Source organism: Chelativorans sp. J32 (genome assembly GCF_000518985.1).
Lineage (GTDB): Bacteria > Pseudomonadota > Alphaproteobacteria > Rhizobiales > Rhizobiaceae > Chelativorans.
On sequence record NZ_JAEQ01000002.1, the window covers coordinates 145751 to 158343 of the forward strand.

Sequence of the window (12593 nt, forward strand, 5' to 3'; positions counted from 1 at the left end):
GTTATTGCACCCGGCGCGGCTCGGGCGCAAAGGTGCTGAGGCCCAGCCATTGCTGCATGGCGCGCGCGATTTTCGGATCGCCGATCAGTTCCAGCCTGCCGGCCTCCACTTCCTTGCGCACGACGCTGAGCCCCATCCAGACAGCGGTCATGCTGCGCAGCGAACCCGTCACCAAGAGGTCGATCTCATAACCTGGATCAAAACCGCAGAGATCCACATTGCCGGAATCGACAACGAGCCACCAGTTCTGACGTGAAGGCGGAACCTCCGGATACTGAAACTGAATCGTGCAGCGCTTTGGCGGCAGCGGCTCGGGGTTGAGGTTGCGCCGCATATCCCACATCAACAGCGAAGGGTCGAGATTCTTCAAGGTCAGCCGCGATTCCACCCAACGTTGGCCCCAGAAGCCGATGCCCAGGATGATGGCGCGCAGATCCTCCCCCGCTTCCGTAAGGCGATATTCCATCACACCGCTTTGGCCTGGCAGCGTGCGGATGACGCCCGCCCGCTCCAACTCCTTGAGCCGCTTCGACAGAAGGGCAGGGGACATGCGCGGAACGCCGCGGCGCAGGTCATTGAAGCGCGTCGTGCCGCAGAGAAGTTCACGGATGATGAGCGTGGTCCAGCGCGAACAGAGCACCTCCGAGGCCATCGCCACCGGACAGAATTGCCCGTACCCTCCACGGTCCTGCATTGCAGTCACCTTCGGCGCCAAGAGCAGAGAATATCGCAAAATCGACCGAACTGGAATGGCAGCGGTACAGTTCGTGAACTGGACCGCTCAACGTCTCTGCGAGATTCTGCAGGTTCCAAACCGGAGGAGAAACAATGTCGAACGCTTCAACATATCCTATGAGCGGGGGCCCGGCTGCGGTTTCGATCGCAAGCCCTGCCGCCATTGTCCGCGAGCTTCTGCCGACGCTTGCAGAACGGGCCGAGCATTTCGACGAAACGGATCGTTTCGTCGCTGAGAATTATGCGCTTCTGAAGGAAGCCGGGCTGGTCGAGGCGGGCGTTCCCACGGAACTCGGCGGCGGCGGCGCCGATGTCGCCGAACTGGCCGAAATGCTGCGCATCATGGCGCATGCCTGCGGCTCGACCGCACTCGCATTTTCCATGCATACGCATCAGGTGGCGATCCCGGCCTGGCGTTGGCGGCACCAGAATGTGGCGGCAGTCGAGCCTCTCCTGAAACGGGTCGCATCCGAGCGCCTGATCTTGCTTTCAAGCGGAGGGTCGGACTGGATCGGCGGTTCCGGGACGGCCGTGAAAACCGACGGCGGTTACCGGGTCACCGCACGCAAGGTGTTCACTTCCGGCGCAGAAGCAGGCGATCTGCTCATGACCGGGGCCGTCTGCGAAGACGAGTACGGGGTTCTCTCCGTCATCCATTTCGGCGCACCTATGCAAGCATCCGAGGTAAGGGTGGTGAACACCTGGCGTACACTCGGCATGCGGGGAACCGGCTCCCAGGATGTGGTCTTCGAGGAACTATTTGTGCCGGATAAAAGCATATCCTTCGTGCGCAAGGCCGGGGAGTGGCACCCCGTCTTCCAGATAATTGCAACCATCGCTTTTCCGCTGATCTATGCAGCCTATCTGGGCGTAGCCGAAAGCGCCCGCGATATCGCAGTACAGCTCGCAAAGAGAAAGGAGCCAACAAGTTACAGCCTCGATCTTGCGGGGCGGATGGACACATCGCTCCGCGCTGCGCAGCTTGCGCACCGCTGGATGCTGGAGACCGTAGCGCGGAACGCTCCATCGGCGGAAACGGTCAATGAGGTGATGATCGGGCGCTCCCTGGTTGCCGAGCATGCCATCCGCACCGTCGAGCTTGCCATGGAGCTTTCCGGCGGGGCCGGCTTCTATCGCCGTAACGGGCTGGAGCGGCGCTTCAGGGATATCCAGGGTGCACGGTTCCATCCTCTGCAGGCCGGACCGCAGGCGAGATATGCAGGCGCCATGGCGCTCGGCCAGCCGGTGACGCAAATCTATTGAGGTCCGGCAGGTGAGGGCGGTCTGCCCCTCTGGTCTCCCCTTCAACGAGGGGAGACCGGCTGTCGCGCCACTCGCCGATGCGCCGGGGTAGATGAGAGACAAGGCCCGGGAAGATGGCAGGCTTACCGAAGCGGTTTCGTTCCCTCGAACAGACCCACATCGATGGTGTAGCTGCCGTCCGGCTCGGTCTCATAGTGCCGTGTCGCGATCTCCGAGACAGAGGTCTGCAACGCCCTTATGGCTTCTACCTGGGGCTTCGGCGTGTTCATGCGCTCGACCCAGGACTTGAATTCGAGACGCAAGCGGAACTGGTCGGAGGAGCAAACCTGGAAGCCGGCGCGGGCAAGTGCCGCCTCCCATTCCGCGCGCGGATAATTGCGGACATGGGAGCAGTCGCGCAAAAGCTCTATCGCCTGGAAGAAGGTGTCGATGAGGGGAATTCCCGACGAGACGGTGTCAACGACGATGATTCTTCCGCCGGGCTTCAGCACGCGGGCGGCCTCGCGCAAGCCTGCATCGAGATCGCGCCAGTGATGCGCGCTGAAACGGGTCAACACCGCATCGAAGCTGCCCGTTTCGAACGGAAGGCTTTCGGCAACCCCCTGCGCGGTGCTCACGTTGGACAGGCCGCGTTCGCGGGCGGTGCGGGCGACCACGTCCAGCATCTGCGGCGAAAGATCATAGGCGACCACTTCCCGCACCAGCGGGGCGATATTGAATGTGACGTGACCGCCGCCGCAGCCGAGGTCGAGCACGCGTGCATCGCTTTTGCCTGCCATCCGGGCGATCAGCGCTTGCAGGTCCTCGCCTTGCGCATGGACCGCGCTCTTCAGATAAGCTTCCGCCTGCGAGCCGAATTGCCCGCCCACCAAGGCTTCGTGACTCTTGTCACCGGACATGTTCTTTCTCCGCTGCTAGGCGGCCGGCTGACCGCCAGCCACGCCTGAGGCGGCTATAGCCAACCGCGCCGCTTGAAATAAAGGTAAGGGAGCATAGCCGAAACCACCATCAAAGCGATGGCATACGGATAGCCGAAAGACCAGTGGAGCTCGGGCATGAAATCGAAATTCATGCCGTAGATCGAGGCCACAAGGGTGGGCGGGAGGAACACGACCGCTGCCACCGAGAAGATCTTGATGATCTGGTTTTGCTCCAGATTGATGAGGCCAAGAGTGGCATCGAGCAGGAAATTGACCTTTCCGGACAGGAAGACCGCATGCTCGCCTAAGGCGGCCGCATCACGCTGGATCAGCTTGGCGCGCTGCCGAACATCCTTGGAGGCCCTGCGGGCGCTTCTGTCGACCGCGCCATGAAAGGCGATCATGCGCGTAACGCTGACGAGGCTCTCCCGCAGCTTCGTCAGGAGATCGCCCTTGCGTCCGATCTGCTCGATCAGCGATTGGAGATTGCGGGTCTTCTTGGAGACGCTCTTCGCCTTGTTGCGGAAGACCTCGCGGGATATGGCATCCACCTCGTCTCCGATCCGTTCCAATGCGTCGGCCGCGCGGTCGATGATCGCCTCGATCAGGCCCAGCATCACCCCTTCGCCGGAGGTGCATGGAGCAAGATTTCCGCGTTCAGCCTTAGCGAGATAGGTGCGGAACGGCTTGGGATCGGCATGACGGACTGTCACCAGTGCCTGGCCCTTGATCACGAACGTCACCGGAGCTTTCACGGGGTCGTCGCTTTCCATGCTGGTCACGGTGGTCACCGTCATGAACTCGGCGCCGTCTTCCTGGAAGAGGCGGTCGGAAAGCTCGATCTCCGCCATTTCGTCACGGGTGGGGAGGGCGATACCGAGATGCGATTCGACCAGGGAAGCTTCTTCGTGTGTCGGGTCCAGAAGATCGAACCAGAGCGCTCCGAGCGCTTCGGGGCGTTGAAAGTTCTCGACAGGCGTGAGGTGGCCATTCTGGCTCGTGTAGATGCGCAGCATTGAAAGCTCCTTTCGGCGTGACGTTCACGGCCGCGGAGCCATCCCTGCTAAAGGTGCTGCGCGGCCGGGGTAAGCGAAGAGCGACTTCGACTGTCCGGGTCCATGATCGTTCCTGTTGTGAAAGGGCAACCGCAGTGGCCGCCGGCCCTCAGATCGGTCAAAAGGCGGGTATTGTCAAATAGTTTCGGGGTCACCCGTCGCGGGCAAAGCCACCGGCGTCGGCGCATTTTCTTTTCAGGGTGGGGTGCCCATGCGAAAGTCACCCCTGGTATAATGAGAAACTGGCAAATCCTGGCAGTAAGGTGTTGCGCGGCTCTTGACCGGCGGACGCTGCTCATCCAATTGTTCAATAATCTTTGAACTAGGGATAGTCCTAATGGACAGACGGCTTTTCCTGTTGGCCCTGGGAGCCTTCGCGACCAGCATGGTCGCGTTTCTCTTTGCCGGGCTTCTACCGCTGATCGCCGAAGACACGGGAATCACCGTGCCCGAAGCGGGATATCTCGTATCTGCCTTTTCCCTTGCCTATGCCGTTGGCACGCCTGTTCTCTCCACGGTATCGGATTCGCTGGATCGGCGCCGACTGATTGGCCTGGCGCTGTTGTTCTTCGCCGCAGGCAATCTTGCGGCAGCGCTTGCCGGGAGCATGCTGCCACTGTTTCTGGCGCAGGTGGTGATGGGAATGTCGGCGGGTCTCTTCGCCGCGACCGCGCAGGCGACGGCCGTGCTCATCGCAGGACCGGAGCGGCGCGCCGTGGCGATCTCCGCCGTGCTTGGAGGGACGACCTTCGCTGTAGCCTTCGGTGCGCCCGCGGGCTCTCTCCTGGCACACGTCGTGGGCTGGCGCGGAGCTTTCCTGGCGCTGGCCTTGATTGCCGCCTTCTGTCTTGCAGCCCTCTGGCTGCGCTTGCCGAGGGATCTCAGGACGGCCGGTTCCACGCTCATGGAGCGCATCACGGTAGTGCGGCGACCCGGTGTCCTGTCGGCGCTGGCGGTTACCTTTCTTTATCTGACGGGCGGGTTCGCCGTCATCTCCTATATCGGGCCGCTTGCGATCGAAGGCACAGGAATTGCGCGGGAACTCCTGCCTTTCGTGCTGCTCGCCTATGGCGTCGGCGCCATTCTTGGCAATTACGCCAGCGGCCGTATCGCCGATCGGCTGGGGCCGACGCGAGTGGTGGGCTTTGCCATGCTTGCGGCCACCTGTTTCGCCCTGATTCTTTCGGCACTGGCCGAATGGGCGCCGGATAAGGTTGCGGGGCCGCTGCTGATCGCGCTCATGGTGCCATGGGGTTTCGTGGGCTGGACCTTCCCGCCCGCTCAGGCAAGCCGCCTCGTGGCCGTGGCTCCAGAACTGGCTCACCTGACGCTGGCGCTCAACGTCTCGGCCATCTATTTCGGAATTGGGTTTGGAACGCTGATCGGCGGGCGGGTTCTCGAGATGGACGGGGCCGCAGAGCTCGGTTTCGTGGGGGCGGCGTTCACCGCCTCGGCACTGCTCCTGCTTGCCGCGGGGCGGCGTTCATCCCGCGCCGTGGTGGCAAGCAGCACCTGACCCGCCGGTGTCATGACAGCGCGCTGCTTTTCCATTAACTTTTCGGTCACCATAGACCATGGGCATGATGGCGTTATATCCCCGATAGGGCCACAAGACCCTGGATGGCAAAACGGAGAGGTTGCGCATGCGTTGGAGGGGCCGTCGCGAGAGTAGCAATATCGAGGATCGTCGCGGCGCGGGCGGCGGGATTTTTCCCGGCGGCATGCGGCGCGGCGGGCCGATCCGAATTCCGATCGGGACCGGCCGGGCAGGTGGCGGCGGAATCGGCACGATCATCATCCTCGTTATCCTCTTCTTCGGCCTGAGGGCGATCGGCATCGATCCCCTGCAGATGCTGGAGGAAGGAACAGGCCAGGTATCGACGCAACAGGCCGGCAATGACGAAGAGAGACAGTTCGTTGCTGTGGTGCTTGCCGATACGGAAGATGTCTGGGGTCAGATTTTCCAGTCGCAGGGCGCAACTTACGAACAGCCGCCGCTGGTGCTCTTCTCCGGACAGGTGAATTCGGCCTGCGGTTTCGCTTCGGCTGCAAGCGGCCCCTTCTATTGCCCCGGAGACCGGAAGGTCTATCTAGATTTGAGCTTCTTCCATGAGCTTGCGAGGCGCTTCGACGCGGCGGGCGACTTCGCCCAGGCCTATGTGATCGCGCACGAAGTCGGCCACCATGTTCAAAACCTCACGGGCGTGCTCCCCCGCTTTAACCGCATGCGTGCGAATCTGAGCGAGGGAGAGGCCAATGCCATGTCGGTGCGGGTGGAGCTGCAGGCCGACTGCTATGCGGGCGTCTGGGCAAATCACACCAACCAGCAGGGCCTTCTGGAGGAGGGGGACATCGAGGAGGCGCTGAACGCGGCCTTCCAAATCGGTGACGACACGCTACAGCGGCGCACCCAAGGCTATGTGGTGCCGGAGAGTTTCAACCATGGCACTTCGGAGCAGCGCAGCAACTGGTTCCGGCGCGGATTCGAAAGCGGGGACCCGGCTGATTGCAACACGTTGAGCGGGCCGATCTGACCAGGCGCCGGTTTCTGATCGCAGGGGATCGAAGATGATTAGGCCTGGCACGGTCGCCGCGCTCGTGACATCCGTTCTGGCCGGTATGGCCACATCGCAAGCGCCCGAATTCGCACAGCAGTATAGGCAGCGGCTCGAGGGCGCACGTCACGAACTTGCGCGGGTCGTCTCCGATTTCGACGCGGATGCGGCACGCAACAAACTCGATCGCGAGGGCGCTCTGGCGCTGCAGGACCGGTCGCAGGAGCCGTTCATTCGCGATCGTGCGCGATCCGTCCGCAGAGTGATCGAACGTGCGGAACATATCGACCAGCAGTCTGCGCGGCTGGCTGAACTGCCGCCGGCGCTCCGGCCGGTGGCGGTGGTGGCTGATCCGGACGGAGAGGTGTTCGCAGGCTCGCTGCGTGACTTCGAGCCAGCCGTACCGCTCACGAGCCACGGACTGATCTGGACCGGCGTGGGGCTTCTCCTGGGGTTCGGCCTGTTCAGACTCGTCACCTTTCCGTTCCGCCGTCGGCGTTCTGTCCAGGCACCCGCGCGCCATCAGCGGCAAATTTGATTCAAACCGAACGATCGCGCTAAGGGGCCCTTAAACACCTTGTGCTAGCGTGCCTCGCACAACGGGGAGTTGCGGGGCATGCACTTCATCAGAAGCCTTCGTTCGGCATTCCGAGCCTTTAGGTGCGATCATGGAGGCAATTTTGCCGTGATCATGGCGCTTGCCGCGGTGCCTCTCGTCGGGGCGGCAGGGCTGGCGGTCGACTATGCGAATGTCAGCCGCTCCCACTCGGAACTGCAGAATGCGCTTGATGCGGCCGTACTGGCAGTCGCTCAGCGCGGCGACAAGATATCCGACGAGGAAGCGCGGAACATCGCGGCTTCGTTCCTGACGGGGAATCTATCCGGTGCCTACAGGAACATGGTGGTAACGCGGAACGATACATCAGTCACGCTCTCGGCGGAGACTTCCTTGCCGCTCTCGTTTGGAGGGGTGTTCGGATGGGATGAAGCGAGCATCGCCGCCTCCTCGACGGCCGATATGGCCTTTGCCTATTACGAGATCGCTCTTGTGCTGGACACGACAGGGTCCATGGCGGGCGGAAAGCTCAGATCCATGAAGGAGGCGGTGATCGGGCTGATCGATGACCTTTCTTCGCGGGTTACCGACAAAGAGCGGCTGAAATTTGCGCTGGTGCCCTTCGCGACATTCGTGAATGTGGGACCGCAATTCGGGCCGACATTCGACCGGAAGGGAAAGATGGTTCCGGGTTCGGGAGCGGCGTGGCTGGACCTGCAGGGTGTCGGTCCTATTCCACAGATGGATCTGCTGTCGGGTCTCAGCCGCTTCGAGGTCGCTCATCATCTCAAGCAGGATTGGAAGGGCTGTGTGGAAACGCGTATGCCGACCAACGGCTTTGCTCACGATGTGGATGATACGCCTGCGGTCGCCACAGACCGGTACAGCCTCTTCATCCCGGCTTTCGCGATCGACGAGCCAGACCCCACGCGGCAGATCAGCTATCCAAATAATTACATCTCGTCGAGCGCGGATCCAACTTCGAGCACCTCCGCAGAGCGGGCGAGAAGACTCGAGAAATACGGTCTCAAGAACGCAGCTGCAGAGGCGAAGAAAGGGTACACGACCTTGGTCGGCCTCAATGTCGGGCCGGAGGGCTGGGTTAGTATAAACGATAATTTCCCAAGAGGAACAGGCCCTTCCAGGGGGTGCGTGACACAGCCGATCACACCGTTGTCGAACGACTATGCCGATCTGAAGCGAAAGGTGAACAGCCTCGTGGCCGACGGAAACACGAACATCATGGAGGGTGTCGCGTGGGGCATGCGCGTGCTCTCGCCGCAGGAGCCCTTCAGCGAGGGGAGGGAACCGGCGAGCGACGTCGAAAAGATCATGATCGTGCTCACCGACGGTTCCAACACGTTCGGCGTGCAGGGCAGTTCGAACGTCTTCCGCTCCACCTATAGCAGCTTCGGTTACCTGATCAGCAACCGCCTCACGACATTGCGAAGCAACAGTGCCGTTACGGACGCGATGAATGCCAAGACGCTTGAGGCTTGCAGGAACGCTAAAGGCAGAGATGATGAGAAGATCACGGTCTTTACGATCCGGCTGGAGGAGCCGGATGTGAAGACGGGAATGATGCTCAAGGATTGCGCCACGACTCCGGGCCACTTCTTCGACTCGCCCTCGCGCGAGCAACTCGACAACGTCTTCAAGGAGATCCGCGATGGGATCACCAAGCTGCGGCTGTCGTTTTGAATAAAGCAGGGGCCTTCGGACGTTTACAGCGCTGCGCCCATTCGGACGCACAAAGGACGCTGCAGGTTATCGAATCGACGCTTTCCGAAAACCGATTCCGTTTGCCGGCCGATGCTGTAGCCTTTGCTGAAGCCGGCGAGTAGGCTTGCCGTACCGACGTAAAAGGCGGCCCGTAGGCCGCCTTGAAATCACCGCTGGAGCAGCGAACTGTTCTTAGCGCTCGGCCAGCGCGGGCTCGCCCTTCTTCTCGCGTACGAGATTCATGAAGCGGCGGAAGAGGTAGTGAGAGTCCTGCGGCCCGGGCGAGGCTTCGGGATGGTGCTGCACCGAGAAGACGGGCCGACCGACGAGGCTGATGCCGCAGTTCGAGCCGTCGAACAGCGAGACATGGGTCTCCTCCACGCCCTCCGGAAGGCTGTCGCTGTCGACGGCGAAGCCGTGATTCATCGACACGATCTCCACCTTGCCGGTGGTGAAGTCCTTGACCGGATGGTTGGCTCCATGGTGCCCCTGATGCATCTTGATCGTCTTGGCGCCGAGCGCCAGCGCCAGCATCTGGTGACCCAGGCAGATGCCGAAGACGGGAATATCGGTCTTGAGCAATTCGCGGATCATGGGCACGGCATATTCGCCCGTGGCCGCCGGATCGCCCGGCCCGTTCGACAGGAACACGCCATCCGGGCGCATGGCCAGGATGTCCTCGGCGGAGGTGGTGGCAGGTACGACGGTGACCTTGGCTCCGAGGCTCGACATCATGCGCAGGATGTTGCGCTTCACGCCGAAATCGACCGCGACGACATGATAGGGGGTCTCGCTGGTCTCGTCGTAGCCTTCGTTCCAGACCCAGGGTGTCTCCGTCCAGACGGATGATTGGCCCGATGTTACGGCTTTGGCGAGATCAAGGCCTAGAAGTCCGCCCCACTCGCGGGCCTGGCTTTTGAGCGCCTCTACGTCAAAGCGTCCATCCGGCGCGTGGGCAAGAACGGCATTGGCCGCACCCTTCTCGCGCAGAAGGGCGGTGAGGGCACGCGTATCGACGCCGGCAAGCGCCACGATGCCGCGCCGCTTCAGCCACTGGTCGAGATGTTCGCTTGCGCGGTAATTGGAAGGATCGGTGATGTCCGCCTTGAAGATGGCTCCGACCGCGCCGGAACGGGCGGCGGGATTGAGGTCCTCGATGTCCTCGCCATTGGCCCCGACATTGCCGATATGGGGGAAGGTAAAGGTGACGATCTGGCCTGCATAGGACGGATCGGTCAGGATTTCCTGATAGCCCGTCAGTGCCGTGTTGAAGCAAACTTCTCCCACCGCCACGCCGGTGGCACCGATGCCGCGGCCCTCGATTACCGTTCCGTCGGCCAGGACCAGAAGCGCCGTCGGCCTGGGTTCGCTCCAGGGCGCGGTTGATGCCATGTCGTTCTCCTTGTCGTTTCTGCAGGGCTTGCAAAAAGGCCCGTCGCGGGCCATATGGCGCGCGACACGCCGGCAGCCACGGCTATGCCGCAACTTTCGCCCGCGCGCCACATTTAATGTTCATGCAGGCGACGGACAATAGAGAACTGCCAGGATTTGGTCAATTTCGATCCCGGCAAACTCAGGTGATTATTTATCGCAAAAATACCAGTCACTTAGCCGGCCAGAAAGGGTTTGCCTCTAGGGTAGGTCGGCGCTATGGTCGCGGACGCGACGGGAGATGAATGCCATGCGCGAGGAAATCGCTCGGGCGCTGAAAGACGCAACCAAACAAGACGACAAGCGGCGAATCTCAACGCTCCGCCTGATTCTGACCGCGATCAAGGACCGGGACATTGCAAACCGCACGGCCGGAAAGGACCCGGTAAGCGACGCGGAGATCATCGAGATTCTCGACCGCATGTTGAAGCAGCGGAAGGAGTCCGCGAGAAGCTTCGAGGAAAGCAACCGTCTCGAACTCGCGGAGCAGGAGCGCCAGGAGATCGGTATCATATCCGAGTTCCTGCCCAAGCCCCTTGGCGAAGAAGACATGAAGAGAGCTTGCGCCCAAGTGGTACAGGAGATGGGGGCAGGTGGCCTGCGCGACATGCGCCGCTGCATGAACGAGTTGCAGAAGAAGTTTCCCGGCCAGATGGATATCGGAAGAGCGAGCGGGATCGTAAAGGACATGCTGCAATAGCAGCCTGCCCACTGGTCGAGGTTGCGCCCGAACGCCATCACAAATCTGATGGGTATGTGGCCCGTTGGGACTGCGAACCATTCCGCCCGATCGGCGGCCCGTTGGCCGGCGACTCCTCTTCCGGGACTAGCTTTCGCCAGGTTCTGGCATGGTGCTGTCGCTTGAAACGAGCCCGGTAAGTCGCTTGCGTTCTCGTGCGAGGTGCGCCTGGTCGGCATATCCCGCCTCGGCAGCAATGACTGCGACCGGTAACCGAGACGCCCGCGAAAGTCTCAGGAAGCGTTGATAGCGCAAGATGCGATCGAGCGTCTTCGGGCCATAGCCGAAGCTCTCGTCAAAACGCCTCCGCAGCGTGCGCTCGCTCATGGCCAGGGAGCGAGCGAGCCATGGAACAAGCGGAGCTCCGGACGGCGCGCCCATTTCGACCAAGGCATAAGCTGCGCTCATCACTGCGTCGGCTGGGTTTTCGGGCATGTGATCGGCCAAGGCTGCCTCCAGCGCTTCTATGACGCCGCCCTTCTGCCGTGAGTTGATCTTGCTGATGAGGCGGTGGGCCTTCGAGCCCCATAGGTCCTCCAATTCCAGCCTTTGACCAATGAGTTCGCTCGCAGGAATCCCCAACCATTGCGCCGCGGCGGCGGGCCGGAAGCGGAAGCCTATTACCGTCGCGCCTGCCGGTAGGATCTCCGTCTTCGGGTCTTTGTCAGGACCTGCGACCCTCAGGACGCCATCGATCCACTGAAGATCGATCGTCCCGTCCGGAGCCACGATGACCGGCGGCGCCTTTTCCGTCGGCAACTGGTGGATCCAGATCGCAGCAAAACTGCCTTGCAGATCGGCAGCGACCGCCCGCTCCTGAAAACGTCCTGTTGCGCCTGCAGGCACTGGCTTCATTCCGGCTCCTTCGCAAGGTCGAGGCGCTATCGTGCGCATTTTGGCCGAAACGTTCAAGAATCCCCGTGCCGCGGTCGGCTACAAATCGGCGCAATGCGGAGGCGCACGGCGGTGATCCGCCACGTCCCCATAGTCGAATGGAAGGCAGGAGAGAAATTATGAAACCCAGGATAAGCGTCATTACAATCGGCGTCGACGATCTTGAAGCGTCGCTGAAGTTCTATCGAGACGGCTTGGGACTTCCGACGGAGGGCATTGTCGGACAAGAATTCGAGCACGGCGCGGTGGTGTTCTTCGACCTGCAAGGCGGTGCTAAGCTGGCGCTGTTTCCGCGCGCGGACATCGCTCACGACGCCGGAATCGAAACAGCCGGGCGAAGCCCGACGGAATTCACTCTCGGTCACAATGTCGGCAGCGAGGCCGAGGTCGATGAAGTGATGGGCCAGGCCATTGCGGCTGGTGCACGCCTGATCAAGCCTGCCCAGAAAACCTTCTGGGGTGGTTATTCCGGGTATTTCCAGGACCCCGACGACCATCTTTGGGAGGTGGTGTACAACCCGGCATTCCTGCCGAAGGACTGAAACATCGGGATCGCCTTTATGCCCCTGCGGCTTGATATGCCGCAGGGATGCTCCTTTGGCAGATATCCCCTGCTTTCTGTCATTGCGGCACAGATGGACGTCGGTATGGTCCAGCTTTGGCCGCGAGGCGGGACACATGATTTGCAGAGCGGGCGTGCTCAAGCAATGGTGCGTTTGACCC

General features: G+C 61.6%; 12 protein-coding genes. 7 read left to right on the plus strand and 5 right to left on the minus strand.

All coding sequences use genetic code 11. The features are described 5' to 3' along the window. Position 1: 1 nt before the first annotated feature. Entirely contained in the window at positions 2 to 694 is a 693-nt protein-coding gene (locus tag CHEJ32_RS0103945) for a helix-turn-helix domain-containing protein (RefSeq protein WP_028032694.1), read from the minus strand. A gap of 158 nt (positions 695 to 852) precedes the next feature. Between CHEJ32_RS0103945 and CHEJ32_RS0103950 the strand changes: the two genes are divergently transcribed. Further along, on the plus strand, positions 853 to 1998 hold the full coding sequence (locus CHEJ32_RS0103950) for an acyl-CoA dehydrogenase family protein (RefSeq protein ID WP_051469424.1): 1146 nt from the start codon (positions 853 to 855) through the stop codon (positions 1996 to 1998). Positions 1999 to 2120: 122 nt separating this feature from the next. On the opposite strand, the gene CHEJ32_RS0103955 is transcribed toward CHEJ32_RS0103950, so the two are convergent. Together CHEJ32_RS0103955 and corA are read right to left on the minus strand one after the other, a co-directional pair. Next, positions 2121 to 2897, minus strand: a complete 777-nt coding sequence (locus tag CHEJ32_RS0103955; protein WP_028032696.1) for a class I SAM-dependent methyltransferase — start codon at positions 2895 to 2897, stop codon at positions 2121 to 2123. Positions 2898 to 2950: 53 nt separating this feature from the next. Further along, positions 2951 to 3934: a magnesium/cobalt transporter CorA gene (gene corA / locus CHEJ32_RS0103960; RefSeq protein ID WP_028032697.1), complete on the minus strand. Its 984-nt coding sequence runs from the start codon at positions 3932 to 3934 to the stop codon at positions 2951 to 2953. Between the two features lie 376 nt (positions 3935 to 4310). On the opposite strand from corA, the gene CHEJ32_RS0103965 reads away from it, so the two are divergent. The 4 genes from CHEJ32_RS0103965 (at position 4311) to CHEJ32_RS0103980 (ending at position 8785) form a co-directional block, all read left to right on the plus strand. Then, positions 4311 to 5489, plus strand: a complete 1179-nt coding sequence (locus CHEJ32_RS0103965) for an MFS transporter (protein ID WP_028032698.1) — start codon at positions 4311 to 4313, stop codon at positions 5487 to 5489. 127 nt (positions 5490 to 5616) lie between these two features. Further along, positions 5617 to 6507, plus strand: a complete 891-nt coding sequence (locus tag CHEJ32_RS0103970) for a neutral zinc metallopeptidase (RefSeq protein ID WP_028032699.1) — start codon at positions 5617 to 5619, stop codon at positions 6505 to 6507. Between the two features lie 34 nt (positions 6508 to 6541). Further along, positions 6542 to 7066: a DUF2937 family protein gene (locus CHEJ32_RS0103975; RefSeq protein ID WP_028032700.1), complete on the plus strand. Its 525-nt coding sequence runs from the start codon at positions 6542 to 6544 to the stop codon at positions 7064 to 7066. Positions 7067 to 7213: 147 nt separating this feature from the next. Continuing rightward, complete coding sequence (locus CHEJ32_RS0103980) at positions 7214 to 8785, plus strand: VWA domain-containing protein (protein ID WP_256375645.1); 1572 nt, start codon at positions 7214 to 7216, stop codon at positions 8783 to 8785. 213 nt (positions 8786 to 8998) lie between these two features. Here CHEJ32_RS0103980 and carA read toward each other — a convergent pair whose 3' ends face one another. Continuing rightward, positions 8999 to 10198 (minus strand): glutamine-hydrolyzing carbamoyl-phosphate synthase small subunit, encoded by a 1200-nt coding sequence (gene carA, locus CHEJ32_RS0103990; RefSeq protein ID WP_028032702.1) that lies wholly within the window; start codon positions 10196 to 10198, stop codon positions 8999 to 9001. A 289-nt stretch (positions 10199 to 10487) separates the two neighbouring features. On the opposite strand from carA, the gene CHEJ32_RS0103995 reads away from it, so the two are divergent. Then, positions 10488 to 10937 carry a GatB/YqeY domain-containing protein gene (locus tag CHEJ32_RS0103995; RefSeq protein WP_028032703.1) on the plus strand — a complete coding sequence of 150 codons (450 nt, stop codon included), beginning with the start codon at positions 10488 to 10490 and terminating at the stop codon, positions 10935 to 10937. A gap of 126 nt (positions 10938 to 11063) precedes the next feature. Here CHEJ32_RS0103995 and CHEJ32_RS0104000 read toward each other — a convergent pair whose 3' ends face one another. Further along, positions 11064 to 11831 carry an AraC family transcriptional regulator gene (locus CHEJ32_RS0104000; RefSeq protein ID WP_028032704.1) on the minus strand — a complete coding sequence of 256 codons (768 nt, stop codon included), beginning with the start codon at positions 11829 to 11831 and terminating at the stop codon, positions 11064 to 11066. A 158-nt stretch (positions 11832 to 11989) separates the two neighbouring features. On the opposite strand from CHEJ32_RS0104000, the gene CHEJ32_RS0104005 reads away from it, so the two are divergent. Continuing rightward, positions 11990 to 12412, plus strand: coding sequence for a VOC family protein (locus tag CHEJ32_RS0104005; RefSeq protein ID WP_028032705.1), 423 nt, complete (start codon positions 11990 to 11992; stop codon positions 12410 to 12412). Positions 12413 to 12593 lie beyond the last annotated feature (181 nt).